General features: G+C 75.5%; 20 protein-coding genes. 15 read left to right on the forward strand and 5 right to left on the reverse strand.

The window, feature by feature from the left end:
• The first annotated feature begins 14 nt into the window (after nt 1-14).
• A complete protein-coding gene (gene dnaJ, locus HLV61_RS02270; RefSeq protein ID WP_369252538.1) occupies nt 15-1,157 on the forward strand; it encodes a molecular chaperone DnaJ in 1,143 nt (380 codons plus the stop codon).
• The gene (locus HLV61_RS02275; RefSeq protein ID WP_369252540.1) at nt 1,154-1,924 is read left to right on the forward strand and encodes a 16S rRNA (uracil(1498)-N(3))-methyltransferase; all 771 of its coding nucleotides are present in this window, start codon (nt 1,154-1,156) and stop codon (nt 1,922-1,924) included. The genes dnaJ and HLV61_RS02275 overlap by 4 nt, the downstream gene beginning before the upstream one ends.
• Before the next feature lie 57 nt (nt 1,925-1,981).
• Here HLV61_RS02275 and HLV61_RS02280 read toward each other — a convergent pair whose 3' ends face one another.
• The 3 genes from HLV61_RS02280 to HLV61_RS02290 all read right to left on the reverse strand — a co-directional run bounded on the left by HLV61_RS02280 (nt 1,982) and on the right by HLV61_RS02290 (nt 5,288).
• On the reverse strand, nt 1,982-3,589 hold the full coding sequence (locus HLV61_RS02280) for a PhnE/PtxC family ABC transporter permease (protein WP_369252542.1): 1,608 nt from the start codon (nt 3,587-3,589) through the stop codon (nt 1,982-1,984).
• A complete protein-coding gene (locus HLV61_RS02285) occupies nt 3,586-4,263 on the reverse strand; it encodes a phosphonate ABC transporter ATP-binding protein (RefSeq protein ID WP_369252544.1) in 678 nt (225 codons plus the stop codon). The genes HLV61_RS02280 and HLV61_RS02285 overlap by 4 nt, the downstream gene beginning before the upstream one ends.
• A 62-nt stretch (nt 4,264-4,325) precedes the next feature.
• Entirely contained in the window at nt 4,326-5,288 is a 963-nt protein-coding gene (locus HLV61_RS02290) for a putative selenate ABC transporter substrate-binding protein (RefSeq protein WP_369252546.1), read from the reverse strand.
• Nucleotides 5,289-5,398: 110 nt separating this feature from the next.
• On the opposite strand from HLV61_RS02290, the gene HLV61_RS02295 reads away from it, so the two are divergent.
• From HLV61_RS02295 to HLV61_RS02335, 9 genes are all read left to right on the forward strand, one after another.
• Nucleotides 5,399-5,758 (forward strand): histidine triad nucleotide-binding protein, encoded by a 360-nt coding sequence (locus tag HLV61_RS02295; RefSeq protein ID WP_369252548.1) that lies wholly within the window; start codon nt 5,399-5,401, stop codon nt 5,756-5,758.
• Nucleotides 5,759-5,818: 60 nt separating this feature from the next.
• Nucleotides 5,819-6,646 carry an enoyl-CoA hydratase/isomerase family protein gene (locus tag HLV61_RS02300; protein ID WP_369252550.1) on the forward strand — a complete coding sequence of 276 codons (828 nt, stop codon included), beginning with the start codon at nt 5,819-5,821 and terminating at the stop codon, nt 6,644-6,646.
• A 163-nt stretch (nt 6,647-6,809) separates the two neighbouring features.
• A complete protein-coding gene (locus HLV61_RS02305) occupies nt 6,810-7,865 on the forward strand; it encodes a PhoH family protein (RefSeq protein WP_369252552.1) in 1,056 nt (351 codons plus the stop codon).
• 5 nt (nt 7,866-7,870) lie between these two features.
• The gene (gene ybeY / locus HLV61_RS02310; protein ID WP_369252554.1) at nt 7,871-8,374 is read left to right on the forward strand and encodes an rRNA maturation RNase YbeY; all 504 of its coding nucleotides are present in this window, start codon (nt 7,871-7,873) and stop codon (nt 8,372-8,374) included.
• A 4-nt stretch (nt 8,375-8,378) separates the two neighbouring features.
• Nucleotides 8,379-9,716 carry a hemolysin family protein gene (locus HLV61_RS02315; RefSeq protein ID WP_369252556.1) on the forward strand — a complete coding sequence of 446 codons (1,338 nt, stop codon included), beginning with the start codon at nt 8,379-8,381 and terminating at the stop codon, nt 9,714-9,716.
• A gap of 6 nt (nt 9,717-9,722) precedes the next feature.
• Nucleotides 9,723-10,055, forward strand: a complete 333-nt coding sequence (locus HLV61_RS02320; RefSeq protein WP_369252558.1) for a cytidine deaminase — start codon at nt 9,723-9,725, stop codon at nt 10,053-10,055.
• 87 nt (nt 10,056-10,142) lie between these two features.
• A complete protein-coding gene (gene era, locus HLV61_RS02325) occupies nt 10,143-11,057 on the forward strand; it encodes a GTPase Era (protein ID WP_369252560.1) in 915 nt (304 codons plus the stop codon).
• Nucleotides 11,058-11,846 (forward strand): DNA repair protein RecO, encoded by a 789-nt coding sequence (gene recO / locus HLV61_RS02330; protein WP_369252562.1) that lies wholly within the window; start codon nt 11,058-11,060, stop codon nt 11,844-11,846. It begins immediately after the preceding gene.
• Nucleotides 11,836-12,600 (forward strand): isoprenyl transferase, encoded by a 765-nt coding sequence (locus tag HLV61_RS02335; RefSeq protein WP_369252564.1) that lies wholly within the window; start codon nt 11,836-11,838, stop codon nt 12,598-12,600. The genes recO and HLV61_RS02335 overlap by 11 nt, the downstream gene beginning before the upstream one ends.
• A gap of 17 nt (nt 12,601-12,617) precedes the next feature.
• Here the strand turns inward: HLV61_RS02335 and HLV61_RS02340 are convergent, their stop codons facing one another.
• Nucleotides 12,618-14,228 (reverse strand): serine/threonine-protein kinase, encoded by a 1,611-nt coding sequence (locus HLV61_RS02340; protein ID WP_369252566.1) that lies wholly within the window; start codon nt 14,226-14,228, stop codon nt 12,618-12,620.
• Nucleotides 14,229-14,401: 173 nt separating this feature from the next.
• Between HLV61_RS02340 and HLV61_RS02345 the strand changes: the two genes are divergently transcribed.
• The 3 genes from HLV61_RS02345 to HLV61_RS02355 are packed head-to-tail and all read left to right on the forward strand — an operon-like array spanning nt 14,402 to nt 17,999.
• On the forward strand, nt 14,402-15,949 hold the full coding sequence (locus HLV61_RS02345) for a hypothetical protein (protein ID WP_369252568.1): 1,548 nt from the start codon (nt 14,402-14,404) through the stop codon (nt 15,947-15,949).
• 50 nt (nt 15,950-15,999) lie between these two features.
• Nucleotides 16,000-16,434 (forward strand): hypothetical protein, encoded by a 435-nt coding sequence (locus HLV61_RS02350; protein WP_369252570.1) that lies wholly within the window; start codon nt 16,000-16,002, stop codon nt 16,432-16,434.
• Complete coding sequence (locus HLV61_RS02355) at nt 16,434-17,999, forward strand: FHA domain-containing protein (RefSeq protein WP_369252572.1); 1,566 nt, start codon at nt 16,434-16,436, stop codon at nt 17,997-17,999. Before HLV61_RS02350 ends, HLV61_RS02355 begins: the two co-directional genes overlap by 1 nt.
• A gap of 178 nt (nt 18,000-18,177) precedes the next feature.
• Here HLV61_RS02355 and HLV61_RS02360 read toward each other — a convergent pair whose 3' ends face one another.
• A complete protein-coding gene (locus HLV61_RS02360) occupies nt 18,178-20,289 on the reverse strand; it encodes a cation:proton antiporter (protein ID WP_369252574.1) in 2,112 nt (703 codons plus the stop codon).
• A 248-nt stretch (nt 20,290-20,537) separates the two neighbouring features.
• On the opposite strand from HLV61_RS02360, the gene HLV61_RS02365 reads away from it, so the two are divergent.
• Nucleotides 20,538-21,383 (forward strand): protein kinase domain-containing protein, encoded by an 846-nt coding sequence (locus HLV61_RS02365; protein WP_369252576.1) that lies wholly within the window; start codon nt 20,538-20,540, stop codon nt 21,381-21,383.
• The last annotated feature ends 53 nt before the right edge of the window (nt 21,384-21,436 follow it).

A 21,436-nucleotide genomic window follows, 5' to 3' on the forward strand; every position in this document is an offset into this window, starting at 1 on the left:
GGTCTCGACAGCTGATGGCAACCGACTACTACGGCGTGCTCGGACTCGCCCGGGGCGCCTCCGACTCCGACATCAAGAAGGCCTACCGGCGGCTCGCGCGCGACCTGCACCCCGACGTCAACCCCGACCCCGGGGCCAAGGAGCGCTTCCAGGAGGTCAGCCGCGCGTACCAGGCGCTGACCGACCCGGACAAGCGGCGCGTCGTCGACCTCGGCGGCGACCCGTTCGACAGCGGCGCCGGCGCGGCCGCCGGCTCGCCGTTCGGCGGGGCCGGCTTCGGCGGGCTCGGCGACATCATGGACGCCTTCTTCGGTGGCGGGGTGGGCGGCCGCGGCCCGCGCAGCCGGGTCCGCGCCGGCGACGACGCGCTGATCGGCCTCGAGCTCGACCTCGAGCAGACGGTCTTCGGCACCACCGAGGAGATCACCGTCGACACCGCCGTCCTGTGCGGCACCTGCAGCGGCGCGGGCACCGCGCCGGGCACCCACCCGACCACGTGCGTCACCTGCTCCGGCCGCGGCGAGGTGCAGAGCGTGCAGCGCTCCTTCCTCGGCCAGGTCGTCTCCAGCCGGCCGTGCCCGACCTGCGCCGGCACCGGCCAGGTCATCCACGACCCGTGCCCCGAGTGCGGCAGCGAGGGCCGGGTGCGCGCCCGCCGGAGCATCCCGGTCAAGGTGCCCGCCGGCGTCGAGGACGGCATGCGGATCCGGCTCACCGCCCGCGGCGAGGTCGGTCCCGGCGGCGGCCCGGCCGGTGACCTCTACGTGGAGATCCGCGAGCGGCCGCACGAGGTCTTCACCCGCGACGGCGAGGACCTGCACTGCCACGTGACGCTGCCGATGACCGCGGCCGCGCTGGGCACGACGCTGCCGCTCACGCTGCTCGACGGCGAGGAGACCGACGTCGACGTCCGCCCGGGCACGCAGGCGGGCACCGTGCTCACGCTGCGCGGCCAGGGCGCGCCGCGGCTGCGGGCCACCGGCCGGGGTGACCTGCTGGTGCACGTCGACGTGCAGACGCCGACCCGCCTGGACGCCGAGCAGGAGAAGCTGCTGCGCGAGCTGGCCGTGCTGCGCGGCGAGGACCGTCCCGGGCCGTCGTCGTCGGAGGCGCACGGCGGGCTGTTCTCCCGCGTCCGGCGGAACCCGTTCAAGTGAGCGCCCCGGCTCCCGACGCCGCCCGCCCCGCCCTCGACGGCTCGCCGCTGTTCCTCCTCGACGAGCTGCCGCCCGACGGCGACGAGGTCCTGGTCGACGGCCCCGAGGGCCGGCACGCCGTCGACGTGGTGCGGCTGGCCGCCGGCGAGCCGGTGCGGGTCGGCGACGGCCGCGGTGCCCTGGTGGAGGGCGTCGTCGTCGCCGCCGGCCCGGTCGGGCTGCGCGTGCGGGTGACCGCCCGCCACGAGGTGCCGGCGCCGGAGCCGGAGTTCGTGCTGGTCCAGGCGCTGCCCAAGGGCGACCGCGGGCCGCTGGCCGTGGAGCTGGCCACCGAGCTCGGCGTCGACCGCGTCATCCCGTGGGCCGCGGCCCGCTGCGTCACCCGCTGGCGCGAGGACCGCGTCGACAAGGGGCTGGCGAAGTGGCGGGCCGCGGCGCGGGCGGCGGCCAAGCAGTCCCGCCGGCCGCGGGTGCCCGAGGTCGCCGACCTGATGACCACCCGCCAGGTCTGCGGCGAGCTGGCCGACGTCGACCTCGCGCTCGTCCTGCACGAGCAGGCCCGCCGCCCGCTGGCCGGGGTCGAGCTGCCCGGCAGCGGCACCGTGGCCGTCGTCGTCGGCCCCGAGGGCGGGCTCACCGACGGCGAGGTCGTGGCCCTGCGTGCGGCCGGCGCCCAGGCGGTGCGGCTCGGGCCCGAGGTGCTGCGGACCTCCACCGCCGGCGCCGCCGCGCTGGCCGCCCTGTCGGCCCGCTCCCGCTGGTCCTGACCCTGGGCGTGCACGTCCGCGGGCACGGGGCGACTCCACGGACGTGCGCGGAGGTGGTCAGCGCAGGGCGCGGCGGGCGCGGTCGCTGACCAGGTCGACGGCGAGGGTGAGCGCGATCGTCGCGAGCAGCACCGTGGTCACCGCCGGCCAGTCGAAGGCCGCCAGCCGCGAGGCGAGCAGCGCACCGAGCCCGCCGGCGCCGAGCAGCCCGACCAGCAGCGTGTCCCGCACCACGACCTCCCACCGGTACAGCGCGAACGCGAGCACCGGCCCGGACGCCTGGGGTGCCACCGCGTACAGCCAGCCGCCGGTGGGCCGGGCGCCGAGCGCGGTCAGCGCCGTCCGCGGCCGGGCGTCGGCCTCCTCCACCGCCTCGGCGGCCAGCCGCCCCAGCACTCCGAGGGTGTAGACCCCGAGCGCCAGCGCGCCGGGCAGGACACCGGGCAGGAGCACGAACAGCAGGACCAGCGCCCAGACCGGCGGCGGCACCGCCCGCAGCAGGAGCAGCGCCGCGCGCACCAGCGACCCGGCGACCCGGCGCCCGGGACCCGACCGCCCGGCCGGCCGCGCCGCGACCCCCGCCACCAGCACCGCGCCCGCCGTGGCCACCGCGATCGCCAGCACCGACGTCTGCACCGTGACGACGGACTGCCGCACCACCTCGCGCAGCAGGTCGCCGTCCCCCGCGGGGGGCCACGCCGCCCCCAGCACGTAGCCGGCCTGCTCCCGGGTGCGCGCGGAGACCAGGGACGCCGGCGACAGCGCCAGGAACCACCACGACCAGACGACCCCAGCCGCCGCCGCTCCGACCGCGGCGGTGAGCACCCGGTCGCGCGACAGGACGCCGGCGCGACGCCGCGGCGCGGCCACCCGGCGGCGCACCGCCCGTCCGGCGACGTCGGCGGCGAGGCAGAGCAGCGCCAGCGCGTAGACGGCGGTCCACACCTCGGGCCAGCGCAGCGAGGCGAACGACAGCGACAGCTGGTAGCCCAGCCCGCCGGCGCCGATCAGCCCCAGCACGACCGCCGAGCGCACCGCGCACTCCAGCCGGTAGAAGGCGTAGGACAGCAGCCCGCCGGCCGCCTGTGGCACCAGCGCGTACAGCGCCGCGGCCGCCCGGCCCGAGCCCTGGGCCAGCAGCGCCTCGTACGGCCCGCGCGGGGCCTCGTCGAGCAGGTCGGCGAACACCTTCGCCGTCACCGCGCCGTAGGGCAGGCCGATCGCCAGGACGCCGACCCACGGGTCCAGCCCGAGCACGTTCACCAGCAGCAGGCCCCAGACCGCCTCGTGCAGGCCGCGCGGGACGGCGAGCGCGCCGCGGGCGGCCGCCCAGCCCAGCCGCCGCCGTCCCCAGGTGGAGCGGGCGACCAGCACCGCCCCGGCCGCACCCAGCGCCAGGGCCAGCGCGGTGCCCAGGACGGCGTAGGCCACCGTCACCAGCGCCGCGGTGCCCAGCACCCCGAGGAAGGCGCCGTCCAGCGCGGGGGAGAGCGCCGCCGCGGCGAACCGGCCGAACTGCGCGCCCCCGGCGGGGTTGACCACCTCGCCGTCGAGCGCCGCCAGCAGCGACCAGCCGACCGCGACCAGCGCGGCCAGCCCCCACCCCCAGCGGCGCCGGTCCCGCCGCAGCACGGGTGCGGCGGCACGCGCGGCCACCGCCGTCATGCCGGCGCCCCGTAGAAGGCGGCCAGGTCGGCGACGGTCAGCGCCGCGGCCGGCGCGTCGAGGACCACCTGCCCGGCGGCCAGCCCGACCACCCGGCCGCAGTGCCGCAGCGCCAGCGCCGGGTCGTGCAGGGCGGCCAGCAGCGCGCCGCCCCGCGACGCCGGCCCGGCGAGCAGCTCCAGCACCCGGCCGGCGAGCACCGGGTCCAGGGCGGAGGCCGGCTCGTCGGCCAGCACGAGCTCGGGGTCCTGCACGAGCAGCCGCGCGACGGCGACCCGCTGCCGCTGCCCTCCGGAGAGCGTGTCGGTGCGGTCGAAGACCCGGCCGGCCAGCCCCACCCGCTCCAGGGCGGCGAGCACCTCGGGCAGGCCCTGCGGGCGCACCAGCGACCACGCCGCCCGCGCCGCCGGCCACGAGCCGAGCCGGCCGGCGTTGACGTTGTGCACCACCCGCAGCGGCCCGACCAGCTCCAGGTGCTGGTGCACGGTGCCCACCCGCGCGCGCAGCCGGCGCAGCGCCGGCCCGCGCAGCACCGCCGGGTCCTGCCCGAGCACCTGGACCGAGCCCGACGACGGCGGCACCGCGCCGTTGGCCACGCCCAGCAGCGTCGACTTCCCGGCGCCCGAGGCCCCGACGACGGCGACCCGCTCGCCGGGACCCACGGTGAGGTCCACCGCGTCGAGCGCGGTCGCCGTCCCGAACCGGACGGTGACGCCGGACAGCCGGAGGACGGCGGTCAGCTGACCAGCCCCAGGCTGCGGCCGATCTCCTCGATCCGGTCGTAGTCCGACGCCCGCGCCGGCACGAAGGAGCCCGCGCCGAACAGCTCGAGCACCGCGGCGTCGCCGGGGTCGTCGGCTGACAGCCCGGTGAAGTACCCGGTGAGCCGCTCGGCCACGTCGTCGCCGAACCGCTCCGCGGCCTGCGGGCCGAGCAGCCAGTGGTAGTCGGAGTAGCCCGGCGTCCGGGCGTACTGCACCACGTCCGGGTCCACCGCGCCCTCCGCCGAGCGCGACGTCCAGACCTGCTCGTTGAGCACCCCGGCCTGGTACGTGCCCGAGGCGACGAGGGCGATCGTCGCGTCGTGCGAGCCGGAGAAGCCGGGCCCTCCCGGGAAGCCCTGCGGGTCGACGCCGGCCTGCTGCAGGAAGTACGCGGGCATCAGCCGTCCCGACGTCGACGTCTCGCTGCCGTAGGTGAACCGCAGCCCGGCCAGCGGCCGCAGGTCGTCCGACGCGGTGAGCCCGGTGGCGGCGTCGACGACGAAGACCGAGTGGAAGTCCTCGTCGATGTCGCGCTGGGCGATCGGCTGCGCGCCCGGTGCCTGCAGCCGCGCCTGCACGCCGGTGAGGCCGCCGAACCAGACGAGGTCGAGGTCGCCGGTGCGGAAGAGGGAGACCGCGGCGGCGTAGTCGGTGACCGGGGAGTAGGTGACGTCGAGGTCGAGCGCGGCGGACATCGAGTCGGCCACGGTGCCGTAGAGGCGCTGCAGGACCTCGGGGTCCTGGTCGGGGATCGCGCCGATGCGGATCGTCGTGGTGGCGCCGGACGGGGCGGCGGCGCCGACGGGGGAGGAGCGGCCGCAGGCCGCGGTGGCGAGGGCGAGGGCGGTGCCGGCGAGGAACGCGCGGCGGGACGGCTGGACACGGGACGGTCGGACACCGGGGCTCCCCGACCGGAGAGCGCTGCGGCGGTCCACTACGTCCTGCTGGGGGGCTGGGGAACGGGCACGGGGGACCTCCTCGGTCAGGACGGCGACCGCGCCATCCTGACCCGCGGCCGGCGCGCGCGCCCCCTAGGGTCGGCCGGGTGAGCGACTGCCTGTTCTGCCGGATCGTCGCCCGGGAGGTCCCCGCCGACGTCGTGCACGAGACCGACCGCACGCTGGCCTTCCGCGACGTCAACCCCCAGGCGCCGACGCACGTGCTGGTGGTCCCCAAGGAGCACCACGCGACGGCGGGGCTGCTGGTGGGCGCCGATCCGCAGCTGCTGGCCGACGTGGTGGCCGCCGCGCACGCGGTCGCCCTCCAGGAGGGCCTGGCCACCGACGACGGCGCCGAGCCCGGATACCGGCTGGTGGCCAACACCGGCCCGGCCGCCGGGCAGACCGTCCACCACCTGCACCTGCACGTCCTGGGCGGCCGCCCGCTCAGCTGGCCGCCCGGCTGACCCCGAGCGGCAGGAATGGCCGTCTCCGCCGCTCCGGACCGGGATGGCAGGGTGGCGGGCATGACCGACGCCGGCAGCGCCGCCCCCGTCCGGATCGAGCGGGACGGCGACGTCGCCGTCCTCGTGCTGGACAGGCCCCCGCTCAACCTCTTCGACGAGTCGGTGTTCGCCGGCTTCGAGGCCGCGCTGGCCGAGCTGCGCGTCCTCACTGCGCCCGGGCGGCCCGACCGCGCCCGCGCGGTGCTCCTCGAGGCGCGCGGGAAGGTCGTCTCCGGCGGCGTCGACGTCACCGCGTTCCGCGAGATCGCCGAGGGCCCCGAACCCGCGCAGCGGGGCACGGCGCTGTGGGCGCGGCTGCTGCGCACGTCCCAGGGGCTGGAGGACCTGCCCGTCCCCACCGTCTTCGCCGCGCACGGGCTCACGCTCACCGCCGCCTTCGAGTTCGCGCTGGCCTGCGACGTGCTGCTCGCCGCCGAGCGGGCCTCGTTCGGGCTGGTCGAGATGGTCGTGGGGCTGACCCCGTCGATGGGCGGGCCGCAGCGGCTGGCCGAGCGGGCCGGGCCGGCGCGGGCCAAGGAGCTCGTCTTCACCGGGGAGCGCTACCCGGCCGCGGTGCTCGAGCGGTGGGACGTCGTCAACCGGGTGCTGCCCGACGAGGGCTTCGCCGAGGCCGCCCGCGCGTACGCCCACCGCGTCGCCGCCGGACCGACGCTCGCGCACGCGGCCACCAAGCGCCTGGTGAGCACCGCCGTCCGTCACGGCGTGCGCGCCGCCGACGAGATCACCCCGCAGGTCTCCGGGCCGCTGTTCGCCACCGCCGACCTGCGCGGCGCGGTGGCCTCCTTCCTCGACGAGGGGCCGGGGAAGGCCACCTACTCCGGGAGGTGAGGGCTCCGCGGGGCCGGTTCCCGGTCGACGGGCGCGGGTAGAGTCGAGAGGTCATTTCCCCGTGCCAGGAAGGCAGGGTCGAGGGTTCTTGCCCGACACCTCCCCGAACGTCCCCGTGCCAGGCGCTCCCACGTCCCGCGAGGCCTCTCTGCAGGCCGCCGCGATGGACGACGCCAGCACCCTCGCGAACGCCGCCCCCACCGCGGTCCGCACCACGATCACCGTCCCCGACCCCGTGTCGATGGTCGCCCTCCTCGGCTCCGGTGACGAGCTGCTGAGGCTGGTCGAGGGGGAGCTCGAGGCCGACGTGCACGTGCGCGGCAACGAGATCGCCGTGACCGGGCAGCCGGCCGACAACGCCTTCGCCGTCCGCGTGTTCGACGAGCTCATCGCGCTGCTCGGCACCGGCCAGGCGCTGCGCCCGGACTCGGTGCGCCGGGTCATCGGCATGCTGCGCAGCGGCGGCTCCGAGCGCCCGGCCGACGTCCTCAGCCTCGACATCATCAGCCGGCGCGGGCGCACGATCCGGCCCAAGACGCTGAACCAGAAGCGCTACGTCGACGCGATCGACGCGCACACCATCGTCTTCGGCATCGGCCCGGCCGGCACCGGCAAGACCTACCTGGCGATGGCCAAGGCCGTGCAGGCGCTGCAGACCAAGCAGGTCAACCGGATCATCCTCACCCGCCCCGCGGTCGAGGCCGGCGAGCGGCTGGGCTACCTGCCCGGCACGCTCAGCGAGAAGATCGACCCCTACCTGCGCCCGCTGTACGACGCGCTGCACGACATGGTCGACCCCGAGTCGATCCCGCGGCTCATGCAGTCGGGCACGATCGAGGTCGCCCCGCTGGCCTACATGCGCGGCCGCACGCTCAACGACGCGTTCGTCATCCTCGACGAGGCCCAGAACACCACCGCCGAGCAGATGAAGATGTTCCTCACCCGGCTCGGCTTCGGCTCGAAGATCGTCGTCACCGGTGACGTGACGCAGGTCGACCTGCCCGGGGGCGCGCAGAGCGGCCTGCGGATCGTCCGCGAGATCCTCGACGGCATCGACGACGTCCACTTCGCCAACCTGACCAGCTCCGACGTCGTCCGCCACCGCCTGGTCGGCGACATCGTCGACGCCTACGAGCGCTGGGACACCGCCCACCAGCAGCCGGGCACCCGTCCCGCGGCCCCGGCCCGCCCGGCGCGGCCGCGCAGGCAGGGGAGCTGAGCGGCGTGCCCGTCGAGGTCGCCAACGAGTCCGAGATCGCCGTCGACGAGGCGGAGCTGACCGGCGTCTGCCGGTTCGTCCTCGCCGAGATGGGCGTCAACCCGATGGCGGAGCTGTCGGTGCTCTGCGTCGACCCCGACTACATGTCGGTGCTGCACGAGCGCTGGATGGGGGAGAAGGGCCCGACCGACGTGCTGGCCTTCCCCATGGACGAGCTGGACACCGCCCGGCCCGACGACCCCGAGCCCGGCCCGGCGCTGCTCGGGGACGTCGTGCTGTGCCCCTCGGTCGCCGTCCGGCAGGCCCGCGCCGCCGGTCACTCCATGGACGACGAGCTGCTGCTGCTGGCCACCCACGGTGTGCTGCACCTGCTCGGCTACGACCACATGGAGCCGGAGGAGGAGCGGGAGATGTTCGGCCTGCAGACCCGCCTGCTCGAGGGCTGGCGGTCGGCGCCGCGGCAGCCGGTCACCGGCGAGCCGGCCGAACGGGGCCCCGGGGCCCGGTGACCCGATGAGCGCCGCTGCGGTCACGCTGCTGGTGGTCGCGATCTGCCTGGTCCCGCTCGCCGGCGCGTTCGGTGCCATGGACGCCGCCCTGCAGCGGGTGTCCAAGGCCCGCGTCGAGGAGCTGCGCCGCGACGGCGTCCGGCGCGCGGCCGGCCTCGAGCGGGTCCTCGACGAGCGCGCCCGGCTGGTGGCGCTGCTCCTGCTGCTGCGCATCGTGTGCGAGATGGTCGCCGCGGTGCTGGTCGGCGTCGTCGTCTACGGGCTGCTGGAGAGCACCTGGCAGGCGGTGCTGGTCGCCGCCGGCGTGATGACGGTGGTCAGCTACGTGCTGGTCGGCGTCGGGCCGCGGACCCTGGGACGCCAGCACGCCTATCCGATCGCGCTGCGCACCGCCGGGCTGGTGCGGCTGCTCGGGCGGGTGCTGGGCCCGGTCACCCGGCTGCTGATCCTCGGCGGCAACGCGATCACGCCGGGCCGCGGCTACCGCGACGGCCCGTTCTCCACCGAGGTCGAGCTGCGCGAGCTCGTCGACCTCGCCGAGGAGCGCGGCGTCGTCGAGTCCGGCGAGCGCAACATGATCCACTCGGTGTTCGAGCTGGGCGACACCATCGCCCGCGAGGTCATGGTGCCGCGCACCGACGTCGTCTGGATCGAGCGCACCAAGACGCTCCGGCAGGCGCTGGCCCTCGCGCTGCGCAGCGGGTTCAGCCGCATCCCGGTGATCGGCGAGAACGTCGACGACGTCGTCGGGATCGTCTACCTCAAGGACCTCGTGCGCCGGTCGCAGAACCTCGGCGAGGGCCGCGGCCCGCGGGTCGAGGAGTTGATGCGGCCGCCGGCGTTCGTGCCGGAGTCCAAGCCGGTCGACGAGCTGCTGCGCGACATGCAGGCCCGCCGCACCCACATCGCGGTCGTCGTCGACGAGTACGGCGGCTTCGCGGGGCTGGTGACGATCGAGGACATCCTCGAGGAGATCGTCGGCGAGATCGCCGACGAGCACGACGCCGTCCAGCGCCCCCCGGTCGAGCACCTCGCCGACGGGTCGGTGCGGATCACCGCCCGACTGCCGGTCGAGGACCTCGCCGACCTCTTCGACGTCGAGCTGCCCCGCGACGACGACGTCGAGACCGTGGGCGGCCTGCTCGCCCGCGAGCTGGGGCTGGTGCCGATCGAGGGGTCGGCGGCGGAGGTCGCGGGGCTGCGGCTGGTCGCGGAGAGCACCGGCGGGCGGCGCAACCGCATCGACACCATCCTCGTGAGCCGGGTGCCGGTCGTGTCCGACGATCCGGACCGGCAGTCGGGGGCCACCCGCGCCGAGGTGCCGGCCACGGTGGAAAGCTGACGCCCCGTGCCCGACCTGCAGCCCGAGGACGCCAAGCTCGTCACGCTCGCCCGCTCCGCGCGCGGCCGCACCGGCGCCCCGGAGGGCGCCGCGGTCCGCGACACCGACGGGCGGACCTACGTCGCCGTCAGCGTCGCGCTGCCCTCGCTGCGGCTCTCGGCGCTGCAGGCCGCGGTGGCCGCGGCGGTCTCCAGCGGCGTCGAGGGACTGGAGGCGGCGGCGGTCGTGTCCGACGCCGACGCGGTCGAGCAGGAGGGTCTCGCCGCGGTGCACGACCTGACGGCGACCGCGCCGGTCCTCCTCGCCGGTCCCGACGGGGTCGTGCGCACCACGGCGTAGCGGCCTTCGTAGCGCTGTGGGCGTCCGGGGACCGACGTCTCGGTGCGGGACGGCGGGGCTGTCGTCCCGCGGTGGGAGACTGGTGCGGTGACCACACCGGACCAGCCGTACCGCAGCGGCTTCGCCTGTCTGGTGGGCCGCCCCAACGCGGGCAAGACCACGCTGACCAACGCCCTGGTGGGCGAGAAGGTCGGCATCGTCAGCAACCGGCCGCAGACCACCCGGCACGCCATCCGCGGCGTCGTCCACCGGCCCGGCGGGCAGCTGGTCCTCGTCGACACCCCGGGCCTGCACAAGCCCAAGAGCCTGCTCGGCCGCCGGCTCAACGACGTCGTGCGCGACACCCTGTCCGAGGTCGACGTCGTCGTGTTCTGCATCCCGGCCGACCAGCCGGTGGGCACCGGTGACCGCTTCATCGCCCGCCAGCTGAAGGAGGTGACGGCGCCGGTGGTCGTCGTCGTCACCAAGACCGACGCCGCGTCGAAGACGCAGGTGGCCGAGCAGCTGGTGGCCGCCAGCGGGCTGGTCGAGGCCGCCGAGGTCGTCCCGGTGAGCGCGGTCAGGGGGAACCAGGTCGAGCTGCTGGAGGACCTGCTCGTCGGCCTGCTGCCCGAGGGGCCGCCGATGTACCCGCCGGCGCAGACCACCGACGAGGACACCGAGCGCCAGATCTCCGAGCTGATCCGCGAGGCGGCGCTGGAGAAGGTGTTCCAGGAGGTGCCGCACTCCCTGGCCGTCACCGTCGAGGAGCTCAACCGCCGGCCCGACCCCAAGCGGGAGGGCGCGGAGCTGGTCGAGGTGCACGCGCTGCTGCACTGCGAGCGCCCGACCCAGAAGCCGATGCTGCTCGGCAAGGGCGGGTCGGTCATCAAGGCGATCGGCACCGAGGCGCGGGTCGGCCTCGAGCAGCTGCTCGGTGCGCGGGTGCACCTCGACCTGCACGTCACCGTCCTCGGCGAGTGGCAGGACGACCCGAAGAAGCTGAACAGGCTGGGCTACTGAGTGAGCACGACACCGAAGTCGCTGTACCGCGACGAGGGGATCGTCCTGCGCACCCAGAAGCTGGGGGAGGCCGACCGGATCGTCACCGTCCTCACCCGCCGGCACGGCAAGGTGCGCGCGGTGGCCAAGGGCGTGCGCCGCACCAAGAGCAAGTTCGGTGCCCGCCTCGAGCCGTTCAGCCACGTCGACCTGCAGCTCTACACCGGCCGCAGCCTCGACATCGTCAGCCAGGCGGAGTCCATCCGCTCCTACGGCTCGGTCATCGCCGGCGACTACCCGGCCTACACCGCCGGCACCGCCGTGCTGGAGACCGCCGACCGGCTCACGGCGGAGGAGAAGGAGCCCTCGCTGCGGCTGTTCCTCCTCGTCGTCGGCGCGCTGCGGGCCCTGACCGAGCAGACGCACCCGGCCGGGCTGGTCCTCGACGCCTTCCTGCTGCGGGCGATGTCGGTGGCGGGGTGGGAGCCGGCGCTCGGCGACTGCGCCCGCTGCGGCGTCACCGGCCCGCACCGGCACTTCTCCGTCCCGGCCGGCGGCACCGTCTGCCCCGGCTGCCGCCCGACCGGCTCGGCCATGCCGAACCCGGTCACCATCGGGCACCTGGAGGCGCTGCTGTCCGGCGACTGGGGAACCGCCGAGGCCAGCGAGCACCCGCAGCGCCGCGAGGGCAGCGGGCTGGTGGCCGCGCTGCTTCAGTGGCACCTGGAGCGCGGACTGCGCTCGCTGCCGCTGGTCGACCGCTCCGACGTCGCCCCCCGGCGGGAAGCGGGCCTGCTGAGTGAGGCGTGAGGTCAGGCGCCCGCACCCGCACCCCTCGGGCGCCCGCCCGCCGTCGATCCCGGCCGACCGGGTGCCCGGGCACGTCGCGATCGTCATGGACGGCAACGGCCGCTGGGCCAAGGAGCGCGGCCTGCCCCGGACGGCGGGGCACGAGGCGGGGGAGTCCTCGCTGTTCGACTGCGTCGAGGGCGCCATCGAGCTCGGCGTGCAGGCGATCAGCGCCTACGCCTTCTCCACGGAGAACTGGCGGCGCAGCCCCGAGGAGGTCCGCTTCCTCATGGGCTTCAACCGCGACGTCATCCGCCGCCGCCGCGACGAGATGCACGAGCTCGGGGTCCGGGTGCGCTGGGCGGGCCGCCGTCCGCGGCTGTGGCGCAGCGTCATCAAGGAGCTCGAGGTCGCCGAGGAGCTCACGCGGGACAACGACGTCCTGACGCTCACCATGTGCGTGAACTACGGCGGCCGGGCCGAGATCGCCGACGCCGCCGCCGCGATCGCCCGCGAGGTCGCCGCCGGCCGGCTCGACCCCGCCAAGGTCGGGGAGGACACCGTGGCCCGGTTCCTCGACGAGCCCGACATGTCCGACGTCGACCTGTTCGTGCGCAGCTCCGGGGAGCACCGGACCAGCAACTTCCTGCTGTGGCAGTCGGCCTACGCCGAGTTCGTCTTCCTCGACACCCTGTGGCCCGACTTCGACCGCCGGCACCTGTGGGCCGCCTGCGAGGAGTACGCCTCGCGGCAGCGCCGCTTCGGCAGGGCCTGACGACCCCGCGGAGGAACTCAGGCGGAGCCGAAGGTGGACAGCGCCGGGTCGTCCCACCACTGGCGCAGTGCCGCCAGCCCGGCGGTCCCGCCGTCGCGGATCGTCACGATCGCCTCGACGGCGTCCTCGGTCTCGGTCCAGACGAGGACGGCGGTGTCCTCCTCGTCGACGTAGCAGGCGAGCTGCCCCTTGACCGCGCCCTCCAGCGTCCAGTCCTGGTAGCCCTGCGACGCCGGGCAGCGAGCGCCGTTCGCCAGCTCCGGCAGGCCGAGTGCGGTCACGTCGTCGCTGAAGACGGCGTCGGCGGTCCGGCCGTCGGGATAGAGGAAGAACCGCGCCGTGCGGGGCCCGTCCTCGGTGGCCGAGGGACCGCAGTCCACCGCCGCGACGTCGCCGTCGCCGGCCGAGGGCGCCGGCCGGCAGTCCGCCGCGTCGAAGTCGGCCGGGACGAGCGCCAGCAGGTCGTCGTGCCGCGCGCCCTCGGTCGGCCGGGACGGCGGGTCCGCGGCCGCCTGCCCGCCCCGCCCCGCGAGCAGGACGACGGCGACCAGCCCGGCCGCGAGCAGCGCCGCCACCGTCAGGAGGACGGCGGGCAGCCGGGCCCGGCGGGGACCGCCCGGGCGGCGGGCCTGCAGCGTGGGAGCGGCCGGGCCGGTGCCGCCGGGCGGGAGCGGCGGCCCGAGCGGGGAGCGGGGAGCCCCGACCGTCGCCGGCGGCGGCACCGCCGGCCGAGGCACCGACGGCGGACCGGCCGGAGCCGGGCGGGCGGCGGTCCCCGAGGACGGAAGCGCCCGGCGGGCGGCCGCGGCCAGCGCGCCGGCGGAGGGCCAGCGGTCGGCCGGGTCCTTGGCCAGGCCGCGGGCCACCACCTCGTCGAGGGCGGCGGGCACCCCGCCGCGCAGCGAGGACACCGGCGGCGGCGTGTCGTTCAGGTGCGCCCACATCAGCGGCGCGAGGTCCCGGGTGCCGAACGGACGGCGGCCGGTGAGGCACTCGAAGAGCACGCAGGCCAGGGAGTAGACGTCGGTGCGCGCGTCGGCCGGCTGCTCGAGGAACCGCTCGGGGGCCATGTACTCGAGCGACCCCACCGCCGAGCCGGTCCGGGTGAGCGCGGTCGTGCCGCCTCCCTGCACCACCGACCGGGCGATGCCGAAGTCGACCAGGTAGACGAACTCGTCGTCGTCGACCGGGTCGCCCGCGGTGGAGCAGACCAGCACGTTGCTCGGCTTGACGTCGCGGTGCACCAGCCCCTCGGCGTGCGCGGCGTCCAGAGCGCGGGCCACCTGGCCGACGACCGACACCGCGCGGGCCGGCGCCAGGGGGCCCTCCTCGGTGAGCACGGTGGCCAGGTCGCGGCCGCGGACCAGTCGCATGTCCAGGAACAGCCGGCCGTCGATCTCGCCGTAGCGGTGGATGGGCACGACGTGCGGGTCCGACAGGCGGGCGGCGGCGTGCGCCTCGCGGCGGAACCGCTCGCGGTAGCCGCGGTCGGCGGCGAGGTCCTCGGCGAGGACCTTGAGCGCCACGGTGCGCTCGTGCTCGGTGTCGAAGGCGCGGTGGACCTCGCCCATCCCGCCCCGGCCGATCAGTTCCTCGATCCGGTAGGGACCGAACTGTCGCAACTCCACCCGTGGCCTCCCGCAGCAGTGGCGGAAGTGTAGGCAGGCGGTCCCGTCCGGACGGCCCGGCGAGCGCGGTGCGGTACCGGTGACGCCCGGGGCAGCCGCGCCGGAATCCGTTGACAGGTCTGCGCGCCCCACCGAAGGTGGCGGCTCCCCCGACAGAGGACGGATCCCCACCCGTGAGCGAGAGCACCATCGCGCCCCAGCACGCCCCGAGACCGCCGCAGCCGGGCGACCTCACCGACCAGTTGATCGCCAGCGACTTCTGGACCGACCAGATGGTCGCCGAGGCCGGCATCCCGGTCGTCGACGTCCCGTTCGTCACCTTCGGCGGCGGCATCGGGTCGTTCGTGACCGTGGACTACCTGCGCATCTGCGGCGTCCCGACCAGCGCGATGCGGGTGCTCACCCCGCTCAGGACGCCGTGGGAGAGCTACGAGTACCTGACGACGGTCTCGCAGATCCCGCGCGGCGAGCGGCTCCGGTCGGACTCGTCCTCGTGTCCGGACAACATCTGGGGCTTCCCCAGCTACGCAATCCGCGAGGCACTGCAGGGCGACCTGAAGCAGGCGTGGAACGTGCTGGTCGAGCCGATCTTCGCGAACTACTACACGCCCCGGGCGGGGCACGCGTTCGAGTCGATGGAGAAGGAGATGTACCGCATCCGGTACCCGGAGATGGTCGTCAACGGCCAGGTCCGCATGGTCCGGCGCCGCGTGGGCGGCGGGTACTTCACCATCCTGACCCCGCCGGAGGGCGCCACCCCGACCAAGCGGATCGCCTACCGCAGCCAGTGGGTGCACGTGGCCGTCGGGTACCCCGGCCTGAAGTTCCTCCCCGACCTGCAGCGGTACCGCAACGAGCACAACGACTACAGCAGGGTCGTGAACGCCTACGAGCGGCACGAGCACGTCTACGAGCGGCTGCACCAGCGCCCCGGCACCGTGCTCATCCGCGGCGGGGGGATCGTGGCCTCGCGGGTGCTGCAGCGGCTGATCGACGACCGCGACCAGCGCGGGCTGCAGACCCGGATCGTCCACCTGTTCCGCACCTACGTGGACCGGCCGCACGGCACCGGCGTCCTCAAGCGCCGCAAGGGCGCCGACGGCTGGGCCTACCAGGGCTTCAACTACCCGAAGTCGGTGTGGGGCGGGCAGCTCAAGCAGCAGGTCCGCAACAGCGAGGGCGAGGAGCGGGCCCGCCTCTACCAGGAGATGGGCGGCACCAACACCCCGGTCCGGCGGGACTGGCAGGAGCAGTTGCGGCGCGGGCGCCGCGAGGGCTGGTACCGCGTGATGATCGGCTCGATCGAGGAGATGACGCCGGTCGGCGACCTGGTCGAGGTCACCGTCAGCACCCCCGACCAGGGCCCGCACACGGGCACCTTCGACGCCGTCATCGACTGCACCGGCCTCGAGGCCGACATCCGCGAGCACCGCGTGCTGGCCGACCTGCTCGACCACTCCGACGCCCGGCGCAACCCCGTCGGCCGGCTGGACGTGCAGCGGAACTTCGAGGTCACCGGTGCACGCAACGGCGGCAAGATCTACGCCTCCGGCAGCGCCACGCTCGGCGGGCCGTTCCCCGGCGTGGACACCTTCTTCGGCCTGCAGATCGCCGCGCAGGAGATCGCCGACGACCTGATCGCGCAGGGCTTCGCGCAGAAGCTCGGCCCGGGCCGGTCGACCAGCCAGTGGTGGAAGTGGGTCCGGAACGAGCAGATCTGACCCGCCCCGATCCGCCACCGACGTCCGCGACGACCGAGAGAGACGACACCGTGCTGCCCACGCTGAACGGCCGCATCCAGACCAGGGTCTTCCTGCTGGCCGTGGTCGGTTCGATCTGGACCCTGATCATCACCCCGGTGCTCCCGACCGGGGCCTCCCTCGCCACCTCCTACCGCACCACCTTCTCCGTGCTGCTCGTCGTGCTGGTGCTCGGCGTGCTGTGGGAGCTCGTCTACCACGGCATCCAGCAGTTCCGGTGGGAGAAGGACTGGCCGACGCTCTTCGGCCTGCTCACCGCCGTCCCCGAGGGCCTGCTCGTGTGGTTCCTCGTCGCCGGCGGCGCCGTCCCGTGGATCGGCTCGCTGCCGGGCCCGGCCTTCGTCATCCACTTCGTCAGCACCTGGCTGGTCGTGTGGCTGGTGGCCAACGGCCCGATGCGCGTGCCCTTCGTCCACTGGCGGATCAACGGTGGGAGGCTCATCTGATGTCCGCCGCCACCCCTCCGGCGCCGCTCACCGGCACCACCGGGGCCCCGGCCACCGTGCCGCCGTTCGACCAGGTCGCCGTCCGGGTCGCCCCGGGTCCCGACCTCGTCGTCCGGCTGCCCGGCGTGCTGCTCGTCGTCGGGGTCCCCGACCAACCGGCAGGCCCCGCCGCGCCCGCCGCCAGGCCGGCTCTGGTCGGCTGGGGCAGCGCCCCGGTCCCGGCCGCGCCGGTGGCCGCCCCGGCCGGGAACGCGACCGTCGGCGAGCTCGTCACGCTCTGCCGCCGGGTGTCGGCGGCGGGCTCGCGCGCCCCTGGCCGCCGGCTGCACGAGGAGCTGCGCACCTGGCTCGGCACCGTCGCCGATCCGCCGTCCTTCGCCGTCACCGCCGCGACCGAGGACGGCCTGACGCTGGTGCTCGTCGGCGGCGGGGCCGCCGAGGTGCCCGACCTGGGCCTGCGGCTGACGCCGGCGCAGGGGGAGAAGCTGGACAACGGCACGCTCGTGCTCGACCGCTTCGTCACCTGGCCGCCGGCCGCGCTGCACCTGTCGGCCGGCTCGCCCGCGGACACCGCGCCGCACCCGCTGTCCGACCTGGAGTCCGGGGCGGTCCCGGGCGCCGCGGCGGTGCTCTCGCCGGCTCCTGCGCCGTCGGCGCCCGGCCCGCCGCCGTCGGCGACCATGCAGGTCCGGCTGCCCGCACCGCACGCCCGGGTGCCGCTGTCCACGACCGAGCCCCCGGCGCGCCCGGTGCCCGTGGCGCCGTCCGCTCCCGCAGGTCCCGGCCACGCGGCTCCCGGGCGCGGGCCCCACGACCACGCGGCCCACGACCACGCGGCCCACGACCACGCGGCCCACGACCACGCGGCCCACGACCACGCGGCCCACGACGACCACGCGGGTCACGACCACGCCGTCCCGGCGCCGGTCGCCGCCCCGCCGCCGGCGCCCGCGCCGGTCGAGTTGCCGGCGCCGGAGAGGTCGGCCCTGCTCTTCGGCAGCGCGGCCGGGTCCGAGCCGGCCCGCGAGCCGCTGCCGACCCCCGGCGCGGAGTCGTCGGCGCCCGCCGCGGCGGAGCCGGAGGACGAGCGGCCCAAGGTCAAGGGCATCCTCTGCAAGAACGGCCACCTCAACGACCCGCGGGCCGGCTTCTGCGCGCTGTGCGGCATCCGGACCACGCAGCAGACGGCGGTGCTCGTCGAGGGCGTCCGCCCGCCGCTGGGGCTGCTCGTCTTCGACGACGGCGCGACGGTCAGCCTCGACATGGACTACCTGCTGGGCCGCGAGCCCGAGACCGACGAGCGGGTCGCGTCCGGTCAGCTGCGGCCCCTGCTGGTCCTGGACCGGACGGGCGGGGTCAGCCGGCACCACGCCGAGATCCGGCTCGAGGGCTGGGACGTGCTGCTGGTCGACACCGGCTCGGCCAACGGGACGCTGGTCGCCCCGCGCGGTGCTCCGGGCTGGTCCTCGCTGGTGCCCGACCAGCCGGTCCGGCTGACCGCGGGCATGGCCGTCCGCATGGGCGGCCGGCAGTTCGCGTTCGAGTCGCCGCACGGCGGCTACTGACCGCCCCCCGGCACTCCCACGGCGCCCGTCTCCCCGTCCGGGGAGGCGGGCGCCGTCGCGGTTCCCGCGCGCGGTCGTGCTCTGCCCCCGGTACGGGGCAGAGCGCGACCGGCCCGGAGACGACGGAGCCCGCGTCCCCTCGGACGGGACGCGGGCTCCGTGGGCTGCGGAGGGACGCTCAGTGCGCGCCGGGACGGGTCGCGATGCCGGCGAGGGTCTCGTCCATGTCGCGGTCGGCGTCGGCGGTGCCGGCGTGCACCAGCAGGATCGGCGTCAGGTCGTCGGCGGCCGGGACGGTGCCCGCGCCGGCCGGGGCGACCAGCAGGGCCGGCAGGGACGACGCCTCTGCGGCGATCTGTACACCGGCCCTGCGCAGCGAGTCGGTCACGGTGCGCCTGACGCCCCTCCGCCCCTCCGCGGCCCGGAGCTGCAGCGGCACCCGCCGGCTCACGGCGGCGTGCGCGGCCAGCCGCAGTGCCGCGCGCCCGTCGGCGTCGCCGTCCTGCACCACGGCCACCGGCCCGCCCGGCTGCAGTCCGGCCTCGCCGAGCTCGCCGGAGACGGTCACGACCGACCCGTGCAGCGACGGGGGCCACGGGGTGCCGGAGCCGTCGGCGGCCAGCGCACCCTGGACGAGCCCCCAGCCGCTGCGGACGAGGACGACGTCGGCGGTGCTGCTGCCGGCCAGGTCGGCGACCTCGGCCCACGGGTCCTCGCTGAACCGCGAGGCGACCGACGCCGTGAGTCCCCGGGCCTCGACCTGACGGGCCAGTGTCCGCAGCTCGCCGGCCACGGTGGCCATCAGCTCGAGGTCGGCGCCCAGGCCGCTGGCCCACTCCGGCTTCGGCCGCGAGCGGCGGACCACCCGGGTGAGGACCACCTGGGCGGGCGCCTCGTGGCCCACGAGGTCGCAGGCGAGGTCGACCAGGGCCGCGTCCCGGTCGGGGTCGTCCACCACCACGACGACGGTGTAGGCCTCGGTGAGGCCCAGCTCCGCGCGCTCGGCGGCGGCGATGTCGCGCTGCAGGATGCGCTGGGGGTAGATGACGTCGAGCAGCGGAGTGGCCATGCCCGTCGTCACCAGCGCCATGATCACCATGAGCGTGAACATCTCGCCGTCGAGGACGCCCTGCTGGACGCCGATGTTGAGGATCACCAGCTCGGTGAGGCCGCGGGTGTTCATCAGCGTCGCGAGGGCCGTGGACTGGCGCTTGGGCACCCGCATCGCCCGGGCGGCGGCGTAGGCGCCGAGGAACTTGCCGGAGATGGCCACCAGCAGGATCAGGCCCAGCTCGCCGAGGCCGGCGAGGTCGATCGCGCCGACGTCGACGTTGAGGCCGGTGATGACGAAGAAGACCGGCAGCAGCAGGAGCACGCTGACCTGCTCGAGCCGGTCGACGATCTCGTGGTTGAGCCGGGCGGCGCCCTTGCGCGGCATGACGACGCCGAAGAGGAAGGCGCCGAAGATGAAGTGGATGCCGATCTCCTCGGCCACCCACGCGCTGGTGAGGATGCCGATCAGGACGCCGGCCAGCATCTCCGGGGTGAGCTGCCCCAGCCGCTCGTAGCGGGAGACGAGCACCCGCAGCAGCGGCTTGACCACCAGGAACATCACCAGGGCGAAGGCCACCGACAGGCCGAGGATCAGCACGACGCCGCCGAACGACGTCGCCGCCACGATGGCGACGACGACGGCCAGCAGGCACCAGGCGAGGACGTCGTCCACGGCGGCGCACGCCAGCGCGAGCACGCCGGTGGGGATCCGGTGCATCTGCCGCTCGGCCAGGATGCGGGCCAGGACGGGGAACGCGGTGATCGACATGGCCACGCCGAGGAACAGGGCGAAGCCGAGGAACGGGATGGGCGAGGTGCTGCCGTCCGTCTCGGTGAAGACGTCGTGCTGCACGTGCAGGTAGGTGGCCAGCAGCACGCCCAGGGAGAACGGCAGCAGGATCGACGCCAGCGACACCGAGACGGCGACCTTCTCCCGTCCCCGCATGAAGGACATGTCGACCTCGAGGCCCACCAGGAACATGAACAGGACCAGGCCGAGTTGCGCGAGCACGTTGAGGAACGGGCGGATGTCGGCGGGGAACAGCAGCAGGTCCAGGTCCCCCGGCAGCGCTCCGAGGAGCGTCGGGCCGAGGAGGATGCCGGCGACGATCTCACCGACGACGGCGGGTTGGCCGACCTTGACGGCCAGCCGGCCCATCAACCGGGCGATGACCATGATCACCGCGAGGTCGACGAACACGTAGGCGATGATCTCTGCGACGGGGCGCGCTTCCACTGGCTCTCCGGCGTTGCTGTCCGCGCCACGGGGGAGCGCGCGGGGATCGGGTGGGACGGCCGGGTCCCGGAACCGGGGCAGGCCGGGCGCGGATGCTAGCTGCGGTCCGCCGCCTTCGGGGGTCCTGCGCGCGCGGGACCCGGCGGGCGTGAACGGCTTCCGGGACGGCGGGTGTCCCGGCACACTGTGCCGCTGCCGCACCGGCGGCGTCCCGGCGCGACCGGGGGGAACAGCTCAGGAGGACATGCATGGATGCCGTCGGCCTGGTGGGCGCGGCGCCTGCCACCATCGCGGACTACCAGGTGGTCCGCGTGCTCGGTGAGGGCAACAACGGCCGCTTCTACCTCGCCCGCCCGCCGGCGCGGCTCGGCCTGCCCGACGAGTACGTCGCGGTCAAGGTCTTCACCGGCACCCACAGCGAGCAGGCCTACGAGCGGGGCGTGCGCGAGCTGCGCGCGTTCGCGCAGGTGGCCTCGCCCTACCTGGTCAGGGTCTACGACGCCGTGCTGCAGGACAGCTTCCTGTACGCGATGGAGTACTGCCCGCTCGGTTCGCTGGCCGCCCCGGCGCGGCCGCTCAACCGCGGCGAGGTGCTGCGCGCGGTGGCCCACGCCGCCCACGCCGCGCACGCGCTGCACGAGGCCGGGCTGACCCACGGCGACGTCAAGCCGGCCAACATCCTGCTCACCGAGGACGGCGGGAAGCTGTCCGACCTCGGGCTGGCCCGCTACCTGGCCCCGGGCGTGACGCTCACCGGCATGGCCGGCGCGGCGTCGGTGGAGTACCTCGACCCGGCGCTGCTGCGCGGCGAGCGCCCGTCCCGGGCGACCGAGGTGTTCGCCCTGGGCGCCACCCTCAACCGCGCGCTGACCGGCACCGGCCTCTACGGCGAGCTGCCCGACGGCGAGCCGCTGCTGGCCATCCGCCGGGTGATGAGCGCCGAGCCGGCGATCGCCCCGGGTCTCACCGACGAGGAGGCCGCGCTGGTGTCCGAGTGCCTGGCGCCGGTGGGCCGGCGCCCGGTGACCGCGCTGCAGGTGGCCGAGCGGCTCGACCGGCTGGCCGACGCCGCGCTGGGCGCCGCGCGCGTCTGACGGGCGGCACCCGTCCACGACGAGGGCCCCGTCCCCACCGGCCGGTGGCGACG

The organism is Geodermatophilus amargosae, from assembly GCF_041028265.1.
Lineage (GTDB): Bacteria > Actinomycetota > Actinomycetes > Mycobacteriales > Geodermatophilaceae > Geodermatophilus > Geodermatophilus amargosae_A.

What these genes read in the sequence shown, in the direction of transcription:
- dnaJ (WP_369252538.1), top strand. Translation starts at nt 15, where the DNA reads ATGGCAACCGACTACTACGGCGTGCTCGGACTCGCCCGGGGCGCCTCC.
- HLV61_RS02280 (WP_369252542.1), bottom strand. Translation starts at nt 3,589, where the DNA reads ATGACGGCGGTGGCCGCGCGTGCCGCCGCACCCGTGCTGCGGCGGGAC.
- HLV61_RS02300 (WP_369252550.1), top strand. Translation starts at nt 5,819, where the DNA reads ATGACCGACGCCGGCAGCGCCGCCCCCGTCCGGATCGAGCGGGACGGC.
- HLV61_RS02305 (WP_369252552.1), top strand. Translation starts at nt 6,810, where the DNA reads ATGGACGACGCCAGCACCCTCGCGAACGCCGCCCCCACCGCGGTCCGC.
- HLV61_RS02315 (WP_369252556.1), top strand. Translation starts at nt 8,379, where the DNA reads ATGAGCGCCGCTGCGGTCACGCTGCTGGTGGTCGCGATCTGCCTGGTC.
- HLV61_RS02355 (WP_369252572.1), top strand. Translation starts at nt 16,434, where the DNA reads ATGTCCGCCGCCACCCCTCCGGCGCCGCTCACCGGCACCACCGGGGCC.
- HLV61_RS02365 (WP_369252576.1), top strand. Translation starts at nt 20,538, where the DNA reads ATGGATGCCGTCGGCCTGGTGGGCGCGGCGCCTGCCACCATCGCGGAC.